This is a genomic window from Blautia sp. MSJ-9, from assembly GCF_018919065.1.
Lineage (GTDB): Bacteria > Bacillota > Clostridia > Lachnospirales > Lachnospiraceae > Blautia_A.
Genome location: NZ_JAHLQG010000050.1, coordinates 1 through 22143, shown reverse-complemented (window position 1 = coordinate 22143; position 22143 = coordinate 1). Strand labels below are relative to the sequence as shown.

The following is a 22143-nucleotide window of genomic DNA, read 5'->3' as shown; positions in this document are numbered from 1 at the left end:
AAAACGCTGTACTTGTAGATTTGGGGAATCTGCAGTACAGCGTTTTAGTATTATATTGGCCTATAATGAAATAATCTTTCCGATTATATCTGAGGCAGAGTATTTTATTTTTCCTCGTTTAATACATTCTCAAGAAATTTCACTGCATCTCTGACACAGTCATCACAGGAGCGTAACATTTTACCGGTTTCAACGCCCTTGAGATCTTTACAGATAACAGAACCATTCTGTTGCTTAAACTGATTCATGACAAAACGGACATCTCTGGAGGTTTCCGTTCTGTTCTGATTGATTAAACCTGCAACAACTGCAGCACCTGAAATTGCGCCGCAGGTACCGTCCATAGTTCCAAGTCCTGCTCCGAAGCCCTGGGTGAGACTGAAGAGGGTATCTTCATCCATGTGAGCTTCTTCACAGAAAGAACAGGCAACTGCCTGTGCGCAGTTATAACCACAGTGTTTCTTTTCTACTGCTGTTTCACATTTTGAATTAGACATAGGTATGTACTCCTTTGTAATTTTGAAAATTTAACTGAATCACATAAATTCTCTGTTTCAATTGTAAAATTTTTCGGACATAGATATTAATGAATTAATCCTGATGAGTTAATCACGTCGTCCCAGCTTACTCTGCTGTTTATTCTCATACATATATTTATCTGCCTTATCAAACAATGTACGAAGTGTACATTCATTATAATCTGTAGATAATGCCCAGCCATGGGAATAGCTGATCTTAATGTGTGTAACATGGACAGGTGTGTGAATGACTGTCCATCAAGTGTTATGATAGCACGATGAGGTGGGTTTTACAAGTAAGTGCAGTCTTAAAAAGGGGCTTTTCGTGTTCTGCATTACCGAAAATGGAAGAAACAGTAACAATACCTTTTTACAAAGATTTTACTTTAGCGTGGTTTTACATTTAACTTTGGATTCCTATAATAGCACTTGTAAATGAGGCAACAAGTTATAAAACATAAAAAATAAAATTAAAAAAGGAAATGAGCCATTTACTTTATTAAGAAACAAGGCTCATTGGAAGAGGAGAAAATTATCATGAAGAAAAAAATCGCAACAATCCTTACAGCAGCAATAATCGGAGCAACAGCTTTCACAACAATCGTAAGTGCAGCAAGCGGAGACATCACAGTTGTATCCCGTGAAGATGGTTCTGGTACAAGAGGGGCTTTCGTAGAACTGTTTGGCATTCAGGAAGATCAGGATGGCGAGAAAGTAGATATGACCACAGATGAAGCAAGTGTTACAAACAGCACATCTGTTATGATGACAACAGTTGCAGGTGATGAGAATGCAATCGGATACATTTCCCTTGGTTCTCTGGATGATACAGTAAAGGCAGTTAAGATTGATGGTGTAGAAGCTACTGTAGAGAATGTTTCCAATGACTCTTACAAGATCGCACGTCCATTCAACATCCTTACATCTGATAAAGAAAGTGATGCAGCAAAAGATTTCGTAAACTACATCATGAGCTCTGACGGACAGCAGATCGTAGAAGACAACGGATACATCAAAGAAGCAGCAGATGCAAGCGCATATGAAGCAGCAGACGGAGTTTCCGGTAAAGTTGTTGTTGCTGGATCTTCTTCTGTAACACCGGTTATGGAGAAACTTGCAGAAGGTTATGAAGCAGTAAACAAAGACGTAACAGTTGAAGTTCAGCAGAGTGATTCCACAACAGGTGTAAATATGGCAGCTGAGGGAACATGCGATATCGGAATGGCATCCCGTGAACTCAAAGATGATGAAAAAGATCTTGGTCTTACAGCTACAGTAATCGCAAGAGATGGTATCGCAGTTATCGTAAACAAAGACAATGACATCGATGAACTTACAAGCGACCAGGTAAAATCTGTTTACACAGGTGAGACAACTACATGGGAAGATCTTGCTAAATAATTAACCGGATAGACTGAGAGGTTTCAAAGCAGTTCGCCTGTGAATGAAATAAAACAGGCGAGCTGTTTGTATGTTGGAAATCATGGTGCTGGAATTGTTACTGAGAATGGAATGAACAGTAACCTGAAATTGTTTTGTGAGCAGAGAGCGCTTACAGGAATAAAAAAGATACCAGCGAGATTTTTGATACAGGGAAAGAAAGGTGTAATGAATGAACCACTTTAAAGAAAAAGCAATGAAAGGTGTATTTCTGATCGCAGCTTGTACTTCAGTGCTGGCAGTATTTCTGATCTGCGCATTTCTGTTTGCAAATGGTATCCCGGCTATCGGGAAAATTGGTCCGCTGAAGTTCCTGATGGGAACAAAGTGGAAGCCGTCAAATAATATTTTTGGAATTCTTCCAATGATCGTAGCGAGCATTTATGTAACTGCAGGTGCCATCCTGCTGGGTGTGCCGATCGCGTTGTTTACTTCCGTTTTTATGGCGCGTTATTGTCCGAAAAAAATCTACAGACCATTGAAATCAGGAATTGAGCTGATGGCAGGTGTACCATCTATTGTATATGGTTTCTTTGGACTGGTTCTTATCGTTCCGCTTATCAGACAGACTTTTGGAGGAACCGGAACAAGTATGCTGGCAGCCTGTGTTTTACTTGGAATGATGATCTTGCCGACTATCATCGGAGTTACAGAATCTGCCATTCGCAGTGTACCGGAGAGTTACTATGAAGGTTCTCTTGCACTGGGAGCAACGAAAGAGAGAAGCATCTTCTGTGTTATGCTTCCGGCAGCAAAATCCGGTATTCTGGCAGCGGTTGTTCTTGGAATCGGACGTGCCATCGGAGAGACAATGGCAGTAGTTATGGTTGCAGGAAACCAGCCGAGAATGCCGCAGGGAATCCTGAAAGGTGTCCGTACCATGACCGCAAACATCGTTACTGAGATGGGATATGCGACGGGTCTTCACAGAGAAGCACTGATCGCAACAGCAGTTGTATTATTTATCTTTATTTTGATCATTAACCTGAGTCTTTCTTTACTGAACAGGAGGGCAGAACATGCAAATTGAGACAGCAGCGACAATTGATTTGTCAAAAGAAAAAAAGCAGAATGAGTCTTCTTTCTCAGATCAGATGAAGGCATATCTGAAGCATCCGGGATCAGGAATCCTTGCACTGCTCACTCTTCTGGGAGCAGTTCTGACATTTGCATTGTTGTTTTTCCTGATCGGATATATTCTGGTCAAAGGTGTACCGTATCTGTCCACTGACTTGTTCAGTTTAACTTATAATTCCGATAACCTTTCACTGCTTCCGTCACTGATCAATACCTTTATTCTGACAGTGGTATCTCTTGTGATCGCAGCGCCTTTAGGAATTTTTGCAGCGATTTATCTGGTAGAATATGCGAAAAAGGGAAGCAAACTTGTAAAAGTGATCCGTATCACAGCGGAGACACTTTCCGGAATCCCGTCTATTGTATATGGTCTTTTCGGTATGCTGTTCTTTGTAACAGCACTGCATTGGGGTCTGTCACTTTTATCCGGTGCATTTACACTGGTAATTATGATCCTGCCTTTGATCATGCGTACAGCAGAAGAAGCACTGAAATCTGTTCCGGACTCTTACCGTGAGGCAAGTTTCGGACTTGGAGCAGGCAAACTTCGTACGATCTTTACCATTGTTCTGCCATCAGCAGTACCTGGAATCCTGGCAGGTGTCATTCTTGCGATCGGACGTGTGATCGGTGAAACAGCAGCCCTGATCTATACTGCAGGTACAGTTGCAGAAGTTCCGTCCAACCTGATGGGTTCCGGACGTACTCTGGCACTTCATATGTATGTGCTGTCAGGTGAGGGGCTTCATATGAACCAGGCATCTGCGACAGCAGTTGTTATTCTGGCATTTGTTCTTGTGATTAATTTCCTGTCCGGAGCGGTTGCCAAAAGAATTGCGAAAGGATAAGAAACATGAGTAATAATTCAAAAATAACAGTTGAAAATATGAATTTGTATTACGGAAAATTCCATGCTTTAAAGAATATAAACATGGAGATTCCGGAGAAAGAAATCACAGCTTTTATCGGTCCAAGTGGTTGTGGTAAATCTACTCTGCTGAAGTCTTTAAACCGTATGAATGACCTGGTAGAGGGATGTGTGATCACCGGTAAAGTACAGCTTGATGGTGAAGATATTTACGGCGATATGGATGTGAATCTGCTTCGAAAGAGAGTCGGAATGGTATTCCAGAAACCGAATCCTTTCCCTATGAGTATTTATGATAATATTGCGTATGGACCAAGAACCCACGGTATCCGTTCCAAAGCGAAGCTGGATGATATTGTAGAGAAATCTCTCCGTGATGCGGCAATCTGGGACGAAGTAAAAGATCGTTTAAAGAAAAGCGCACTGGGAATGTCCGGTGGACAGCAGCAGAGACTTTGCATTGCCAGAGCTCTGGCAGTTCAGCCGGAAGTACTTCTGATGGATGAACCTACATCCGCACTTGACCCTATTTCAACTTCCAAGATTGAGGAGCTGGCAATGGAGTTAAAGAAGGATTATACGATTGTTATGGTAACTCATAATATGCAGCAGGCAACCCGAATTTCTGATAAGACAGCGTTCTTTTTACTGGGAGAAGTCATTGAATTTGCAGATACAGACAAGCTGTTCTCCATGCCTGCAGATAAGCGTACAGAGGACTATATTACAGGAAGGTTTGGTTGATTATGTCAAAGTATTTTGAGAGACAGCTGGAAGAATTGCATGTACAGCTTATTACGCTTGGAAGTTATTGCGAAAAAGCAATTTCTTTCTCTGCAAAGGCAATCCAGAATGTGCAGAATGAGGAAATTGCCCGTCAGGTTTTTGAAACAGACAGGGATATTGATGCGAAAGAAAGAGAGATTGAGAATCTTTGCCTGAGCCTTTTACTTCATCAGCATCCGGTAGCAAGGGACCTGAGAGAGATTTCTGCGGCTTTGAAAATGGTTTCAGATATGGAACGTATCGGAGATCAGGCAGCAGATATTGCGGATCTGTCTTTATATATCGCAAAGAATACCAGCGCGATACCGGATACGATCACACGGATGGCGGAAGATACGGTGCGTATGGTGACAGAGAGTGTAGATGCGTTTGTAAAACGCGATCTGGATCTGTGCAGAAATGTCATAAACAGAGATGATGTAGTAGACAATGCTTTTAATGAAATCAAAGAAAAGCTTGCTGATATGATATATGGAGAGAAACTGGAAGCCAAGACCGGACTGGATCTTCTTATGACTGCCAAATATTTTGAACGTATCGGAGATCATGCGGTGAATATTGCAGAGTGGGTAGAATACTCTATTACGGGACAGCACAGGAATAATGAACATCAGGATTATAAAAATAATTAACTGATAAAATGAAGAGAATTTTTGTATCCGCAGGCGGGAATCGTTTGCGGATATTTGAGTATAAAAAAGCTGTCAGGTCAAATGCTTTATTTTAACTTTTGTATCTGATATCTGAAGATATTAATGTAACAGAGAAGGGAAAGGGAAGAGAAGTGACAAAGAAGATTTTTAAATCAACAATGTTGGTATGCCTTGTGGTTATGACTATGGGTCTGTTTATGGTTCTGGGAATTCTTTACGGGAATTTCGGTGGTCAGCTGCAGAGAGAACTGGCGAAGGAAGCTGCTTATCTGGAGTATGGCGTAGAACAGCAGGGAGCAGAATATCTGCAGAATGTTTCAGACAAAAATTCGCGTATCACCTATATAGATCAGGATGGAACAGTGCTTTTCGATAATGAGGCCGATGTTTCTGAAATGGAAAATCATAAAGACAGAGAGGAGTTTCAGAAAGCAGAGAAATATGGTGCAGGCGAATCCTCAAGATATTCCAGTACTCTTTCTAAGAAGACAATATATTATGCATTACGTTTGAAAGATGGGACTGTACTGAGAGTTTCCGGAACCCAGGATACGGTGCTTGCACTGGTTAAAAATCTTGTACTTCCTTTATGCTGGATATTATTTCTGATGCTGGTTCTGTCAGGAATTATAGCGTCTGCAATATCAAAGAGGATCGTAAAACCTGTCAATGAACTGGATCTGGAACATCCGGAAGAGAACCAGATTTATGAGGAACTTTCTCCGCTCCTGAGTAAGATACACAGACAGAACAGGGAGATTCAGAAACAGCTCGAACTGGCAAAACAGCAGCAGGAAGAGTTTGCACTTATCACAGAAAACATGCAGGAAGGACTGATCGTCATTGACAAATATACGATGATCCTCTCTGCCAATTCCAGTGCCTGGAATTTATTTCGTGTTGACCAAACGCGACAGGGAGAAAGCATTTACTGTCTGGATCGTGCAGAGGATTTCCGTCATGCGATTGAGCATGTCCTTGGCGGTGAGCACGCAGAACTAATCCTGAAATTAAACGGCAATGATATTCAGTTGATCGCCAATCCTGTGGTGCGTGGTCAGAAAACAGAAGGTGCGGTGATTCTGCTGGTAGATGTGACTGAGAAACTGGAACGGGAGAATCTGCGGAGAGAATTTTCTGCAAATGTTTCGCATGAATTAAAGACTCCTTTGACTTCAATTTCCGGTTTTGCGGAGATTATTCAGAATGGTTTTGTGCAGGAGCAGGATATTCCGAAGTTCGCAGGACGTATTTATAAGGAGGCACAGAGACTGCTTCAGCTGGTGGAGGATGTGATCCAGATTTCACAGCTGGACGAGGAGAAAACCCCGTATATCTGGGAACCTGTGGATATTTACCAGGTTTGTAAAAATGCTTTTGACAGTCTGAAAGAGAAAGCACAGCAGATGAATGTTCATCTTTATATCTGTGGAGAATCCATGAAGATCGAGGCGGTTCGGACACTGCTGGAGGAAGCGGTTTATAATATCTGTGACAATGCGATTAAATATAACAGAAATGATGGGAATGTAAGTATCTTCCTGACACAGAATGCGCAGGAGGCGCAGATTGTGGTTAAGGATACAGGAATCGGAATTCCGAGGGAAGATCAGGACAGAGTATTTGAGAGATTTTACAGAGTGGACAAGAGTCATTCCAAAGAAATCGGAGGTACCGGACTTGGACTTTCTATTGTAAAACATGCAGTCAGTACATTAAAGGGAAGTATTGTACTGCGAAGCGAAGAGGGAAATGGTACGGAAATTTGTATGAAATTCCCGAAAGTGCATAAGGAATAAATAATCCACCACTGCATCTGAGAAAAGATGTGGTGGTGGATTATTTTCCTGTAAATATTTAGAGTTTTCAGCGGTGTATTTTTCTGATAAGATGGGATTGGAAAAAGAAAATGCTTCTGTATAGGAAAGGAAAATACATGAACGATTATAAACTGGATTTAGAGAAATATGCAGCACTGGCGAGACAGGCAGCAGCAGAAGGCTGTGTGCTACTGGAGAATGAGAATCAGGCACTTCCACTGAAAATGGGAGAAAAAGTTGCTGTCTTTGGTCGTATGGCTTTTCATTATTATAAGAGTGGACTTGGTTCCGGTGGTCTGGTAAATACCAGATATGTAGTGGGAATCCTGGATGCGCTGAAAGAGTGTGAGGAAATTCACCTGGATGAGAAACTGATGGAGATCTATGCCGACTGGATGAAAGAGAATCCTTTTGATGAGGGACAGGGATGGGGCCGTGTGCCGTGGTGTCAGAAAGAGATGGAAATCACTGAGGAGATGCTGGACTGTGCACGCAATAATGATGTGTCTCTGGTTATTATAGGAAGAACCGCAGGAGAGGATCAGGATAACAATGCGAAAGCAGGAAGCTATTGCCTGACGGAAACAGAGGAAGATATGATCCGCCGTGTGTGTGAAGTCAGCAAACGTACGGTTGTAGTGCTGAATGTTGGTAATATTATTGACATGAGCTGGGTAAAGAAATATCATCCACAGGCAGTTCTGTATGTATGGCAGGGCGGTCAGGAAGGTGGTAATGGGGTTGCCGATGTGCTGACAGGCAAAGTCTGTGCATGCGGTAAGCTGACAGATACGATTGCCGGGAACGTCAGTGATTATCCGTCTACAGAGAACTTTGGAGATCCGTTTAAGAATTATTATAAGGAAGATATTTATGTAGGCTACCGTTATTTTGAGACTTTTGCAAAGGATAAAGTGCTTTATCCGTTCGGATATGGCTTATCATATACAAATTTTGAGACAAAAGCAGAGATTTTTAAAAATACAGAGGATGAACTTACTGTATCTGCCACAGTTACCAATACAGGCAGTGTAAAGGGAAAAGAAGTCGTACAGGTCTATGTAAAAGTACCGCAGGGCAAACTTGGTAATCCGGCAAGAAAGCTGATCGGTTTTGCCAAGACACAGGAGCTGGATCCGGGTGAGAGAGAGGAACTTATGATCATTATCCCGAAATACGATATGGCTTCCTATGATGACAGTGGGGTGACCGGTCACAGATCCTGCTATGTTCTGGAGTCAGGAACTTATGAGGTTTTTGTGGGCAGTGATGTGAGAAATGCAGAATCTGCAGGTACTTATGAAGAGGAATTACGTGTACTTGAACAGTTACAGGAAGCATATGCTCCGGTTGAGAAGTTCCGGAGAATGAAAGCAGTTCTTATGCCGGATGGTACTTATGAGGCAGTGACTGAGGAGGTGCCTGTACGTACAGTTGATCCACAGAAACGCAGAGCAGAGGAGATGCCGAAGACTTTGGATCATACAGGAGACAGGGGTTATAAACTGGTGGATGTGCTGGATAAGAAGGTTTCTATGGATGAATTTGTAGCCCAGATCAGCGAGGAAGATCTGATCGCGATGTTTAGAGGTGAGGGTATGTGCAGTCCGAAAGTTACAGCAGGAACTGCAGCTGCATTCGGTGGTGTTACAGAGTCCCTGCAGGCCCTTGGAATTCCGGTCGGATGTTGTTCTGATGGTCCGTCCGGTATCCGTATGGACTGCGGAACGAAAGCTTTTTCTTTTCCGAATGGAACTTTACTGGGATGTACATTTAATACAGATCTTGTAGGTGATCTATATGAAATGACAGGGAAAGAACTTCGTCTGAATAAAATTGACTCTCTTCTTGGACCCGGTATGAACATTCATAGAAATCCGCTGAACGGACGTAACTTTGAATATATTTCCGAGGATCCGATTCTGACAGGAAGAATCTGTGCAGCACAGGTAAAAGCGATGGCAAAATCCGGAATCGGAAGCACGATCAAGCATTTCTGTGGAAACAATCAGGAAGTAGGAAGAAGCACTTCTGACTCTGTAATGTCCGAGAGATGTCTGCGTGAGATTTATCTGAAAGGATTTGAAATTGCAGTGAAAGAGGGCGGTGCACGTTCTGTAATGACAACTTACGGAAGCGTGAACGGACTCTGGACTGCAGGAAGTTATGACTTGTGTACAACCATTCTCCGTAAAGAATGGAGATTTGACGGTATTGTTATGACAGACTGGTGGGCGAAGTCCAATTATGAGGGACATCAGGCAGAAGTGTCTGTGAAAGCTCCGATGGTTGCTGCCCAGAATGATATTTATATGGTGGTAAGCAATGCGAAAGCAAATCCGGAGAATGATGATGTAGAGGAAATGCTTCATGCAGGAAACATCACTTTGGGTGAACTGCAGAGAAATGCGGCAAATATCCTGGGATTCCTGTTAAAGAGTCCGTCTATTCTTCTTCTGACAGACAGAATCTGTGAAGAGGAGTTGGAAGCGATGAATACTAAAGAAGAGGATGATGTGGATGCCGGAAGTCTGGTAAATCTGGTCAGTGATCCGCAGACACAGGAAATCGTGATCGATGGATCTGTGCTGCATCCTGCGAAAGGAAATGCGGATGTGCTTGCAGTGACCAATGATTTTGAGGGCGATTTCACTATGAAATTTACTCTGAAATCTGATCTCGGTGAACTGGCACAGCTTCCTGTTTCCGTATTTTTGGATAATATTCATAAGATGACTGTTTCCGTACAGGGAACAAATGGAAAATGGGTGGAAGAAAGCCGTGTCCTGAATATGGGATTTGGACATAATCACTACATTAAACTCTATTACGGAGCAGATAATCTTGAAATTAAGGAAATTGTGCTCATCCCACAGAGGTAAGACCAATTTCGGGAATGCTTGCAAAAACTCAACCTTTATGGCATAATTATGAAATACTCAGAAACCGCTGGAAATGGGCTGTAATTATTTTATGACTGTATGTGGATGTTGTATATCTGCCGGACAGTAAGTGGTCAGCAGAGCGGGGAGTTCAATGGAAATGACAGCAGATGGTATTTATGACAATGTGAAGTGTGATGAGGAAAAGAGATTATGTCTGGATTTACAAAGGAAATAATTGCGAGAACTTTTACAGAATTACTGGATGAGAAACCAATGTCCAAGATTACGGTCAAGGATATTGTGGAACGGTGCGGAGTAAACAGAAATACTTTTTATTATCATTTTCGTGATATTCCGGATGTGGTAGAGTTCATTATGAAAAAAAAATGGGATGAGATTCTGGAAGCACCGCAGGAGAAATCATCTATTCTGGAATGTATGGAAGATATGGCTAATCTGGTCCGAAGCAACCGGAAGCTGATGCTGAATGTGTACAGATCGGTAAAAAGGGACATATTTCTTGTTTATATGAATGATGTTGCTTCTTATATTATTACAGAATATTTTAATAAGAACGTACATAAATTTAATCTGACTTCTCAGGAAATCCAGATGCTGATCAAATATTATAAATGTGTATTTGTAGGAGTCCTGATGGAATGGCTGGATCACGGTCTGGAAAGTGATCTGGCAGCCGAGATGCGTCAGGTGTCTGAGCTGCTTGAAAATCATCCGGAATTGCATGCGATTATGAACAGACCATGATCTTAGAACCCGGAAGCTGCTGATGTGTGCGTAACAGAACTTCTGATTTTGACATCTCAATTATACAAAGCGAAGCCCATGTCTAAATTTTGGACATGGGCTTTTCTTTGTCTATTTATTGTTAAAAATATCACAGTTATAATACAGGCATGAAAAGGGAAATGAAAACAATGCATGAAAATACAGAGAAAGCAATGTTTTCAGGAACGATATACAAAAGGAAGGAGGAAGGATAGATGGATGCACTGAAACAGTTGAAATTAGCAAAAAACGGGTACATTGTTATGTCTGTTCTGTTTATGATCCTGGGCGCCTGCCTGATCATCTGGCCGGATTGTTCGATGGCAGTTTTCTGTACGGCAGTAGGGATTATGCTTATTGTATATGGACTCATTAAGATTCTTGGATATTTTTCCAGAGATTTCTATTGTCTGGCATTTCAGTTTGATCTTGCCTTTGGAGTACTGCTGGCAGCAGTAGGAGTCATTATTATTGTACGCAGGAATGTAGTTGTGAATCTTATTTTTGGAATTTTTGGTATCCTCATCCTTGCGGATGCATTATTCAAAATCCAGATGTCGATAGATGCAAAGAAATTCGGATTAAATCTCTGGTGGAGGATTCTGCTGGTGGCAGTTCTGACTGGTGTTCTGGGATTTTTACTTCTGGTAAGACCGTTCGAGGCAGCAGAAGTTATGATGATCCTGGTTGGTGTTTCAATCCTGTTTGAAGGAATCCTGAATCTCTGTGTAGCAATTTATACAGTAAAAATTATTAAAAATCAGAAACAGGATATCATAGATATGGATGAGTACTGAATAAGATGATAAAAAAGTTACTGTCTATTTCGTGTCAGTAATGACAAAAATTATACCTGACACATGAAATCTGAAATATGCAGATTCCGACAGAATGAGAATTGATTTAGTTATGCTGGAAATTCTACAGATTTATGTGTGCAGGTGTTGAGATATAACACACCACAACAAGGAGGAGTAATCACATGAAGTTAATGGACAAAGCAAAACAGGCTGCACTTGCGGCAGCAGTTAAGACAGGTCTTGGTTATCTGGAAAAGGACCCGGAAGTAAATATACCGAAGCTGATGGAACTTGTAGATAAATTTGTACCGGACGGATGGTATGAAGCACAGAGAAATGCAATCCGTAATGCGATTCAGGATAAAGACAGCAACTGGTATAAACTGATCCTGAGAATCTATGATCTGGATCCGGGTGTACGTGAGGCATTCTTTACAAACTTCATTATCAATGCCAGCTTAAAAGGAAGTGCACTTCAGGAAGAAACAGCAGAAGAGAACAACTGCAATGTTCCATGGGCAATCCTGCTTGACCCGACAAGTGCCTGTAATCTGCATTGCACAGGATGCTGGGCAGCTGAATATGGTCACAAACTGAACCTTGATTTCGATACCATCTGTTCTATCGTAGAACAGGGAAGAAAAATGGGTACTTACATGTACATATATACAGGTGGAGAACCGCTGGTTCGTAAGAAAGACCTGATGCGTATCTGTGAAAAATATCCGGACTGCGAGTTCCTTTCCTTTACAAACGGTACTCTGATCGACGAAGAGTTTTGTCAGGATATGCTTCGTGTGAAGAACTTTGTACCTGCTATCAGCCTGGAAGGTTCTGAGGAAGCAAATGATGGTCGTCGTGGAGAAGGTGTATATCAGAAAGTTATGCATGCAATGGAACTTCTGAAAGCCCATAAACTTCCATTTGGTGTATCTACCTGCTATACTTCTGCAAACGTAGACAGTGTAAGCAGTGAAGAATTCTATGATCACATTATTGACTGCGGTGCATTATTCGTATGGTTCTTCCATTATATGCCGACAGGAAATGACGCTGTAGTAGAATTAATGCCGAACCCTGAACAGCGTGAGAAGATGTATCACAAGATCAGAGAGTATCGTTCTACGAAAGCAATCTTTGGAATGGATTTCCAGAATGATGCGCAGTATGTTGGCGGATGTATCGCAGGCGGAAGACGTTACCTGCATATCAATGCAAACGGTGATGTGGATCCTTGTGTATTTATTCATTATTCCAATGCAAATATTTATGAAAATACTCTGCTGGAAGCATTAAAGAGTCCAATCTTCATGGCATATCATGATGGTCAGCCATTTAATGAAAACATGCTTCGTCCATGTCCAATGCTTGAGAATCCGCAGAAGCTGCGTAAGATGGTTGCAGATTCAGGAGCGAAATCTACTGACTTACAGTCTCCGGAATCTGTGGAACATCTCTGTGCGAAGTGTGATGCCTATGCAGAACACTGGAAACCGAAAGCAGAGGAATTATTTCCAACAAAATAAGTAACCTGTTAACTCATTAACCAGAAAAAAGCATTAACTCAAAACTTAGCCAATAGCCAGAAAGAGCTTCCTGTCCGGTCTCCCCTGTCCGGGTGGGAGGCTTTTTCCACCTCTCCCTCCAAATTCACCCGAAGAGAGAGGTGGCTTCGTGCTGTTAATTGACTGTGAAACATTTATTGTTAAAAATAACTTGCTTGATAATTCAACATGTATTAAAGTTATATCAGATTTATTGAGAAGATATTGGGAATATATTTGTGTAGGGCAGCAGGAGGAGTGGAATGTTAAAAACTTTTTTGGTGGAAGATGAAGTAGTGATCAGGGAGATGATCAAGAAGATGATTCCCTGGGAACAGTATGGGTTTGAGCTGGCAGGAGAAGCATCTGACGGGGAGATGGCGCTGCCACTGATATTAAAGAGTAAACCGGATCTTCTGATCACTGATATTAAGATGCCGTTTATGGACGGTCTGACATTGTGCAAATTGGTAAAGAAAGAGCTTCCTAATATTAAGATCGTAATTCTCAGCGGTTATGATGATTTTAATTATGCGAAACAGGCGATCAGTATCGGAGTTGAGGATTATCTGTTGAAGCCGATTACTAAGAATGCTTTTATTGAGCGTCTGGAGGAGATTCATAATCGCTATGAGCATGAGAAAATACAGATGGAGTATTATGAGAAGTTCAAGCTGGAAATGCAGGAATATGAAAGAAATGCAAGTCGTGATTTCTTTGAGTCTCTGGTGAGGGCGGATTCCAATCTGGAGGAGATTTATCAGAGAGCAGATCGTCTGAATCTCGATATTGTGGCAGAAGCATATAATATTTTGATTTTTACTCCGGATACTTCGGACAGCAGTTGTAATTCGTCGGAAGGATATTCCGACTGGGAGGCAGAAGTACATAAGAAGATTGAGAATTATTTCCTCAGTCATCCGGTTGCGATGCTTTTCAGACATCAGGTGTTCAGTTATGCAATTCTGGTCAAGGGACAGAGAGATACGATAGAGAAGAATACTCGTGAATGTGTGGAAACAATTCAGAAGATCATGGAAGAAACCAGTGCAAATGTGGACTGGTTTGTGGCAGTCGGCGAGGAGGCAGACCGTCTGAGCAGAATTAAGCAGAGTTATCACACGGCTGCAAGAACTTATGCATTCCGTTATCTGTATGACGGGCATATTCTTTATTACAATATGCTTGAACAGGTAAAGGAGAATTCAGCAGATACTTCAAAAACAGAAGCTGTTCAGTTGAAGAATGTGAATATCAATGCTCTGAATCCGGAAATCCTGCAGAAATTTTTAAGCAGTGGTCTGGAAGATGAGGTGGACAGTTTTGTGCATGACTATTTTCATGCTATTGGCAGGGAACCGATGGAATCACTGGTGTTCCGTAATTACGTGGTTTTGAATGTGCGTTTTTCTGTGTTGTCATTTCTTAAAAAGATTGGATATGATGATGCTGAATTGTCGAGAGAGGAAACGGATGATATTGTAGAGAAAACAAGTCAATCTACAGAGGCTTCTATTGCATATGCGGAGGATCTTCTGAAGCGGGCAATTGCGATCCGCGATGAGAATGCAGGTAATCAGAACAGAAGTGTGCTGAAGAAGGCAGTGGATTTTATTGACGAATATTATATGGATGAGGAGATTTCTCTGAATAAAGTGGCTCATGTGGCGAATGTCAGTGCCAATCATTTCAGTGCGCTTTTCAGTCAGAATATGGGACAGACGTTTATTGAATATCTGACTGAACTTCGTATGGATAAGGCAAAGGAACAGCTTCGCTGTACATCCAAACGTTCCAGCGAAATTGCAGGAGAAGTGGGATATAAAGACGCTCATTATTTCAGCTATCTTTTTAAGAAAACACAGGGAATGACCCCAAGCGAGTACCGCAAAACGAGAGGAGAGGTCTGATCCATGAGACAGAAGCAGGAGAAGCTGGAAACCAAAATGAAGTGGACACTTCTGAGCACTATGATTCCTATGGCAATATTGATCATAGTGCTTCTTGTTTTTTTCTGGCATTATACAGATAAATATAATCAGCTGTCCAACAATCTGGCTGTCAGCACCGAATATAATGCGAATTACAGAAGCTCGAATAATGATATGAGCTTTAAGGATGAAGTTGACATGGATATTTACTATGTCAGCATTGGAAGAAAAGGGCGTGACGGGTTGCCAAATGCACAGGTTGATAAAGCGATAAATACAGTAGAGAAGTTAAAGAAAACCACGACAAAGAAAGAGAGCCTGCGGTCTCTGAAATATCTGACCAATTATCTGGAGAATCTTCAGAAGCGGATGAACCAGCTTCTGGATATCAAGGATTACGAGAATCGTCAGGAATTTATGGCGAATAACACAGAGATTTTGACTACGCTTTTTGAGAAGGAAATGCAGAACTACATTTATCAGGAAGCGACAGAGCTTGTTCAGGTGGAGTCACAGCTTGCAGGAAATGTAAGGCTGACGATCATGACCATGTGTGCAGCAATCCTGATCGCTACATTTATTCTGATGCGGCGTTCATTCCGGCTGACATACAGCATCACGAAGCCGATTTCCGAGATCCTGCATAATATTAAGAAGGTCGGAAAAGGAGAGTACAAGACGATCGGTGCGGTTCCGACTGATTGTATTGAGATTCAGGAACTGGATGCCGGTACAAGAAAGATGGCGGGCAGAATTGAGGGATTGCTGGAAAATGTGCGTAAGGAACAGGATGCACAGCATCTGACAGAATTGCAGCTGCTTCAGGCACAGGTAAATCCTCACTTCTTATATAATACACTGGATACCATTGTCTGGCTGGTAGAGGGCGGTATGCAGCAGGATGCTGTGGATATGATCACAAGTTTGTCGGTATTTTTCCGGACATCTCTTTCTAAAGGAAAAGATATCATTCCGCTGGCAGAGGAGGAACGCCATACTTTGAGTTATCTGGAGATCCAGCAGTCCAGGTACAGAGATATCATGGAATTTGAAATCAATATTCCGTCAGAGCTGGACGGGGTAATGGTTCCCAAACTTACCCTGCAGCCTCTTGCAGAGAATGCACTTTATCACGGAATCAAAAATAAGCGTGGAAAAGGCAAGATTCTTATTGAAGGATTTGACCTGGGAGATGATATGATGCTGAGAGTAACGGATAATGGTCAGGGAATGACACCGGAACGTCTGCACGAAGTGCAGGAATCTATCCGCAGTGGTGAGCGTGCCGGATTCGGACTTGCAGCGGTATCGGAGAGAATCACACTTTATTATGGACCAGGCTATGGACTGAAGATTTCTTCCACAGAGGGAGAGGGCACAGTTATGGAAGTGTATATGGCGAAGAAAATAAACCTGGATAACAGTTTAAGATAAACAATGAAAAGGAAAGGCTGCATGAAGTTAAGATTTTTAACGGATATGCAGCTTTTGCTGTCTGTTCAGGTGGATATTGTAATTGAAACGGGAACTTACCTGGTTGGGTCAAGCGGATATTTGCAATTGAAGCAGGGGACTTACTTGATTTGGTTAAATCACAGAAATAGAAAATTTTGTCGACTAATGCCGAATTGTGCAATATGAATATAAAAAATAGTTGATAATTTATTCCTATATTTATAATGCATAATAAAAAATCTAACTTTCTAAATAAAAAAACAAACTTTGTATAATTTATGAACAAAATATGATAGAAGAATAAACTTTTTACGGAAAATATTCTATGGAATTTTCCTGGATTTTTACTATAATAAAGACATCTTAAATGAATCGGGAGGATTTACAAAATGAAGAAAAAAATCGTGTCAGCTTTATTAACAGCAACAATGGTATGCGGTATGTGTGTAGTTCCTACAATGGGTGTAGCAGCAGCGGACGACACAATTACAGTTGGTTTCTCACAGGTAGGTGCAGAATCTGACTGGCGTACAGCAAATACAGAATCCATGAAATCCACATTCAGCGAAGAGAATGGATACAACTTAATCTTCGACGATGCACAGCAGAAACAGGAAAACCAGTTAACAGCAATTCGTAACTTCATCCAGCAGGAAGTTGATTATATCGTACTTGCTCCTGTAACAGAAACAGGATGGGATACAGTACTTCAGGAAGCTAAAGATGCAGGAATCCCTGTAATCATCGTAGACCGTATGGTTGATGTATCTGATGACAGCCTTTACACAGCATGGGTTGGCTCAAACTTCAAACTTGAAGGTCAGAAAGCTATGGCATGGCTGGATGCATATCTGGAAGCAAAGGGACGTGGAGATGAAGAAATAAATCTTGTTGATATCCAGGGAACCATCGGTGCATCTGCTCAGATCGGACGTACACAGGGATTTGACGATGCGGTAGAGGCTCATGACAACTGGACAACACTTGCACAGCAGTCAGGTGAATTTACACAGGCCAAAGGTCAGGAAGTTATGGAATCTATCCTGAAACAGAGCGGTGATGACATTGATGTTGTTTACTGTGAGAATGATAACGAAGCATTTGGTGCAATTGATGCCATCGAAGCAGCTGGTTATGAGGTTGGTGGAGAAGAAGGCCAGATCCTTGTAATGTCCTTCGATACAACAAACGCTGGTCTTACAGATACATTAAGCGGAAAGATCACACTGGATACAGAGTGTAACCCATTACACGGACCACGTGTACAGGAAATCATCGAGAAGCTTGAAGCTGGCGAAGAGGTTGACAAACAGGCTTATGTAGACGAAGAAATGTTTGCAGCTGATGATACAGTTACATCTATCAAAGTTGACGACGCTGACTATGAAGTAACAACTATTACACAGGACATCATTGATGGACGTGCATACTAATTATTAGTGTAAATCCGGAGCGTGGTTCATAATTCGGAGAAACCCGGGTTGCGGACCACGCTACCTTTATGCCATGAATTAACCCGCTTTGCTGAAAAAAATTCAGCGATGAGGGGTAAAAACCAGTATAGAAAGCAGGTGGAAAGATTATGGAACAAAATGTAGTATTGGAGATGCGTGATATTTCCAAAAATTTCACTGGCGTTCGTGCCCTTTCCCATGTGGACTTTACCCTTCGTAAAGGTGAGATCCACGCACTGATGGGTGAGAACGGTGCAGGTAAATCAACACTGATCAAGGTGCTGACCGGTGTTCACGAATTTGAAAGTGGTTCTATTCATATGGCCGGAAACAGCAATGCAATTGTAAATCATTCTCCGCAGGAGGCACAGGCAAACGGTATCAGTACAGTGTACCAGGAAGTAAACCTTTGCCCGAACCTGACTGTAGCCGAGAATTTATTTATCGGTAGAGAGCCGAGAAAGATGGGAATGATTGATTGGAAGCAGATGAATGAGCGCTCAGGAAAACTTCTTGAGAGCCTGGACATTCATGTGCCGCCAACACAGATGCTGGAGGAGTGCTCTATTGCTATCCAGCAGATGATCGCAATCGCACGTGCAGTTGATATGAAATGTCGTGTACTGATTCTGGATGAGCCAACTTCCTCGCTGGATGACGATGAAGTTGAGAAGCTGTTTGTACTTATGAGAAGACTTCGTGACGAAGGAGTAGGTATTATCTTTGTCACCCATTTCCTTGAACAGGTATACGCAGTCTGCGACAGAATTACAGTTCTTCGTAACGGCGAATTGGTAGGAGAATATGAGACAAAGGATCTTCCGAGAGTTATGCTGGTTGCCAAGATGATGGGTAAAGATTTTGATGATCTTGCTGATATTAAAGGCGAGCACAAAGATAAGAAACAGGGAAAACCTGAACCTGTTATTGAAGCAAAAGGAATTTCCCATAAAGGAACCATTAAACCCTTCGACATTACTATTAACAAGGGAGAAGTTATTGGTCTTACAGGACTTCTTGGTTCCGGACGTTCTGAACTGGTTCGTGCAATCTATGGTGCAGATAAGGCTGAGACAGGAACCCTTAAGGTAAAGGGAAAAGAAGCAAAGATCAACAGTCCTCTGGATGCCATGAAACTTGGTATGGCATATCTTCCGGAAGACAGAAAAGCAGAAGGTATCATTGCAGATCTTTCTGTAAGAGAAAATATTATTATAGCGCTCCAGGCTAAACGGGGTATGTTCCATCCATTAAGCAGAAAAGAAATGGATGAAGCAGCCGATAAGTATATTAAATTACTGCAGATCAAGACTGCAAGCCGTGAAACACCGATCAAGAGTCTGTCAGGCGGTAACCAGCAGAAGGTTATCCTTGGAAGATGGCTTCTGACAAATCCGGATTATCTGATTCTGGATGAGCCCACCAGAGGTATTGATATCGGTACAAAGACTGAAATCCAGAAACTGGTTCTTGATCTTGCAGATCAGGGAATGGCAGTTACATTTATCTCCTCAGAGGTTGAGGAAATGCTCCGTACCTGTTCCCGTATGGCAGTTCTTCGTGACGGTCAGAAGGTAGGCGAGCTGGAAGAGAATGAACTTTCCCAGAGCGGAGTTATGAAAGCTATTGCCGGAGGTGACGATAAATAATGAATAAGAGTAAATTAAAGAAAATAACAAGTGCGCGTCTGTTTCTTCCTATCGTGTGTCTCATCGCCGTACTTTTGCTCAATGTGATTAAGACACCGGACTTCTTTAATGTATCTATTCGAAACGGTGTACTTTACGGTTATATCATTGACGTTATCAATCGTGCTTCAGAGCTGGTTATCCTTGCAATCGGTATGACACTGGTAACAGCGGCATCCGGTGGGCAGGATATCAGTGTTGGTGCGATCATGGCTGTAGCAGCTGCAGTTTGCTGCCAGATTCTTTCCGGCGGACAGGTTTCTGTAAATGAGTATCAGAACTCGATTATTATTGCAGTGATTGCAGCACTTCTTGCATCTGCATTATGTGGCGCATTCAATGGATTTCTGGTAGCTAAGCTGAATATTCAGCCGATGGTTGCAACTCTGATCCTTTATACAGCCGGACGTGGTATTGCACAGCTTGTAACAAATGGACAGATTACTTATATTCGTGTGGATTCTTTCAAGATGGCAGGTGGTTACATTGGAAAGTGTCCAGTCCCAACTCCTATTTTCTTTGCGATCATAACAGTTTTAATTGTTTACCTGATCTTGAAGAAAACAGCACTTGGTCTTTACATTGAAAGTGTTGGTATTAATGGAAAGGCAGCCCGCCTTGTTGGATTAAATTCCACAATGATCAAATTCCTTACTTATGTCATTTGCGGTGTGCTGGCTGGTATTGCCGGAATCGTGGCATCCAGCCGTATCTATTCCGCAGATGCAAACAACATTGGTCTTAACCTGGAAATGGATGCTATCCTTGCAGTAGCACTTGGCGGAAACTTCCTTGGCGGTGGTAAATTCAGTCTGATCGGTTCCGTAATCGGTGCTTATACTATTCAGGCTCTGACCACAACACTTTATGCAATGAACGTAAAGGCTGACCAGCTTCCTGTTTATAAGGCAATCGTGGTAGTCATTATCGTTACTCTGCAGAGTGATGTATTTAAAAAATATATTGCCGGCTTAAAAGCTAAAAAGAGTGTGGCAGCAGAAGGAGGTCAGAAGTAATGAAAGCAAATGGAATGCAGAAAAAGAAAATGACAGGAAACGGCTTCCTGCTTCTGATAACAATCGCTTTATTTGCAGTTATGTATATTGCAGGTATGATTATTTTTGCTGATAAAGGTTTTGCAAAACCGCAGATGTTTTTGAATCTGTTTGTATCTAATGCAGGACTTCTGGTTATCGCATGTGGACTTACCATTGTAATGATCACCGGAGGTATTGATATTTCCGTTGGTTCTGTAACAGCTCTTGTTTGCATGGTTCTTGCAGATCTGATGGAGAATAAGGGTGTAAATACATATGTGGCAGTTTTAGTTGCACTGCTCATTGGTGTTGCATTTGGTATTGTTCAGGGCTTTCTGGTAGCTTACCTTGATATTCAGCCGTTTATCGTTACTCTGGCTGGTATGTTCTTTGGACGTGGTATGACAGCTATTATCAGCACAGATATGATTTCCATTAAGAATGAGTTATTCCTGAAATGGGCAAACTTCCGTTTCTATATGCCTTTTGGCTCTACCAATAAGAAAGGTAAATTCATTCCGGCTTATATTCCTCCTACAGTAGTGATTGCGGTGATTGTTGTTATTATCATTGCAGTTCTTCTGAAATACCGTAAATTCGGACGTAAGCTGTATGCGATTGGCGGCAACCGTCAGAGTGCGTTAATGATGGGTCTGAATGTTAAGAGGACAATGTTCCAGGCCTATGTGCTGGATGGTTTCCTTGCAGGTCTTGGGGGATTTCTGTTCTGCTTAAACAGCTGTGCTGGTTTCGTTGAGCAGGCGAAAGGTCTTGAGATGGATGCGATTTCTTCAGCAGTTATCGGTGGTACGCTTCTTTCTGGTGGTGTTGGTACTCCGATTGGTACTTTGTTTGGTGTTCTGATTAAGGGTACGATTTCCAGTTTGATTACTACTCAGGGTACTTTATCAAGTTGGTGGGTAAGAATTATTCTTTCACTGTTGCTGTGTTTCTTTATTGTGATTCAGTCAGTGATTGCTTCTATGAAGAAGAAAGCGAAATAAGTGATTGTATGAAACAAGCTGAGACTTTTGAGTTTCGGCTTGTTTTTTTGTGTGTGGAGAGATGCTGCTTCGCGCTGGTTACTGGCTACTAGAAAAATTGTGACTAGTTGAACAATATTGATTTGTGAAGAAATGTTTTAAGTATATGCGAATTTCTTACTGGCTGTAAGGGTTATTAACCATAAATATATTGTAGTAGAAAGGAATAATACTTTATTCATTTATAACTGCGAATTATGATGGTTTGCTTGCCATGGAGGGAGTTTTACTTTATACTACCTGACTTTAGGAGTTGAATTAAAAAAGTAGTGCTAAGCCATAGATTAGAACCTATGACTTAGCACTTTTTTAATGTCTCCGTTTCCAAGAAAATAAGACGTTAATGGCAGACCTGTCT

Annotated in this window: 18 protein-coding genes; 17 read left to right on the top strand and 1 reads right to left on the bottom strand. The window is 41.8% G+C overall.

What is annotated here, in order from left to right; genetic code table 11:
- Positions 1–104 precede the first annotated feature (104 nt).
- Complete coding sequence (locus KQI87_RS14335; protein ID WP_216460724.1) at positions 105–497, bottom strand: C-GCAxxG-C-C family protein; 393 nt, start codon at positions 495–497, stop codon at positions 105–107.
- 558 nt (positions 498–1055) lie between these two features.
- Between KQI87_RS14335 and KQI87_RS14330 the strand changes: the two genes are divergently transcribed.
- The 17 genes from KQI87_RS14330 (at position 1056) to KQI87_RS14250 (ending at position 21746) form a co-directional block, all read left to right on the top strand.
- A complete protein-coding gene (locus tag KQI87_RS14330) occupies positions 1056–1919 on the top strand; it encodes a substrate-binding domain-containing protein (protein ID WP_216460723.1) in 864 nt (287 codons plus the stop codon).
- 39 nt (positions 1920–1958) lie between these two features.
- On the top strand, positions 1959–2144 hold the full coding sequence (locus tag KQI87_RS14325; RefSeq protein WP_216460722.1) for a hypothetical protein: 186 nt from the start codon (positions 1959–1961) through the stop codon (positions 2142–2144).
- The gene (gene pstC, locus KQI87_RS14320) at positions 2131–2988 is read left to right on the top strand and encodes a phosphate ABC transporter permease subunit PstC (RefSeq protein WP_216460721.1); all 858 of its coding nucleotides are present in this window, start codon (positions 2131–2133) and stop codon (positions 2986–2988) included. Before KQI87_RS14325 ends, pstC begins: the two co-directional genes overlap by 14 nt.
- Positions 2978–3883 (top strand): phosphate ABC transporter permease PstA, encoded by a 906-nt coding sequence (gene pstA, locus KQI87_RS14315; RefSeq protein WP_216460720.1) that lies wholly within the window; start codon positions 2978–2980, stop codon positions 3881–3883. The genes pstC and pstA overlap by 11 nt, the downstream gene beginning before the upstream one ends.
- Positions 3884–3888: 5 nt before the next feature.
- Complete coding sequence (gene pstB, locus KQI87_RS14310; protein WP_216460719.1) at positions 3889–4647, top strand: phosphate ABC transporter ATP-binding protein PstB; 759 nt, start codon at positions 3889–3891, stop codon at positions 4645–4647.
- A gap of 2 nt (positions 4648–4649) precedes the next feature.
- Complete coding sequence (gene phoU / locus KQI87_RS14305) at positions 4650–5321, top strand: phosphate signaling complex protein PhoU (RefSeq protein ID WP_216460718.1); 672 nt, start codon at positions 4650–4652, stop codon at positions 5319–5321.
- A gap of 152 nt (positions 5322–5473) precedes the next feature.
- Positions 5474–7141, top strand: a complete 1668-nt coding sequence (locus tag KQI87_RS14300) for a sensor histidine kinase (protein WP_330655889.1) — start codon at positions 5474–5476, stop codon at positions 7139–7141.
- Between the two features lie 137 nt (positions 7142–7278).
- Positions 7279–10044 (top strand): glycoside hydrolase family 3 protein, encoded by a 2766-nt coding sequence (locus KQI87_RS14295; protein WP_216460717.1) that lies wholly within the window; start codon positions 7279–7281, stop codon positions 10042–10044.
- A 213-nt stretch (positions 10045–10257) separates the two neighbouring features.
- Complete coding sequence (locus KQI87_RS14290; RefSeq protein WP_216460716.1) at positions 10258–10812, top strand: TetR/AcrR family transcriptional regulator; 555 nt, start codon at positions 10258–10260, stop codon at positions 10810–10812.
- Positions 10813–11048: 236 nt separating this feature from the next.
- Positions 11049–11630, top strand: a complete 582-nt coding sequence (locus KQI87_RS14285; protein ID WP_216460715.1) for an HdeD family acid-resistance protein — start codon at positions 11049–11051, stop codon at positions 11628–11630.
- 185 nt (positions 11631–11815) lie between these two features.
- Positions 11816–13159, top strand: a complete 1344-nt coding sequence (locus tag KQI87_RS14280) for a radical SAM protein (RefSeq protein WP_216460714.1) — start codon at positions 11816–11818, stop codon at positions 13157–13159.
- 281 nt (positions 13160–13440) lie between these two features.
- Positions 13441–15087 carry a response regulator gene (locus KQI87_RS14275; protein ID WP_216460713.1) on the top strand — a complete coding sequence of 549 codons (1647 nt, stop codon included), beginning with the start codon at positions 13441–13443 and terminating at the stop codon, positions 15085–15087.
- A 3-nt stretch (positions 15088–15090) separates the two neighbouring features.
- On the top strand, positions 15091–16542 hold the full coding sequence (locus tag KQI87_RS14270) for a sensor histidine kinase (protein ID WP_216460712.1): 1452 nt from the start codon (positions 15091–15093) through the stop codon (positions 16540–16542).
- A 410-nt stretch (positions 16543–16952) separates the two neighbouring features.
- Entirely contained in the window at positions 16953–17996 is a 1044-nt protein-coding gene (locus tag KQI87_RS14265; protein WP_216460711.1) for an ABC transporter substrate-binding protein, read from the top strand.
- A 149-nt stretch (positions 17997–18145) separates the two neighbouring features.
- Complete coding sequence (locus tag KQI87_RS14260) at positions 18146–19666, top strand: sugar ABC transporter ATP-binding protein (RefSeq protein ID WP_019163005.1); 1521 nt, start codon at positions 18146–18148, stop codon at positions 19664–19666.
- On the top strand, positions 19666–20721 hold the full coding sequence (locus KQI87_RS14255) for an ABC transporter permease (RefSeq protein ID WP_118629845.1): 1056 nt from the start codon (positions 19666–19668) through the stop codon (positions 20719–20721). The genes KQI87_RS14260 and KQI87_RS14255 overlap by 1 nt, the downstream gene beginning before the upstream one ends.
- Positions 20721–21746, top strand: coding sequence for an ABC transporter permease subunit (locus KQI87_RS14250; protein ID WP_216460710.1), 1026 nt, complete (start codon positions 20721–20723; stop codon positions 21744–21746). Before KQI87_RS14255 ends, KQI87_RS14250 begins: the two co-directional genes overlap by 1 nt.
- Positions 21747–22143: the final 397 nt, after the last annotated feature.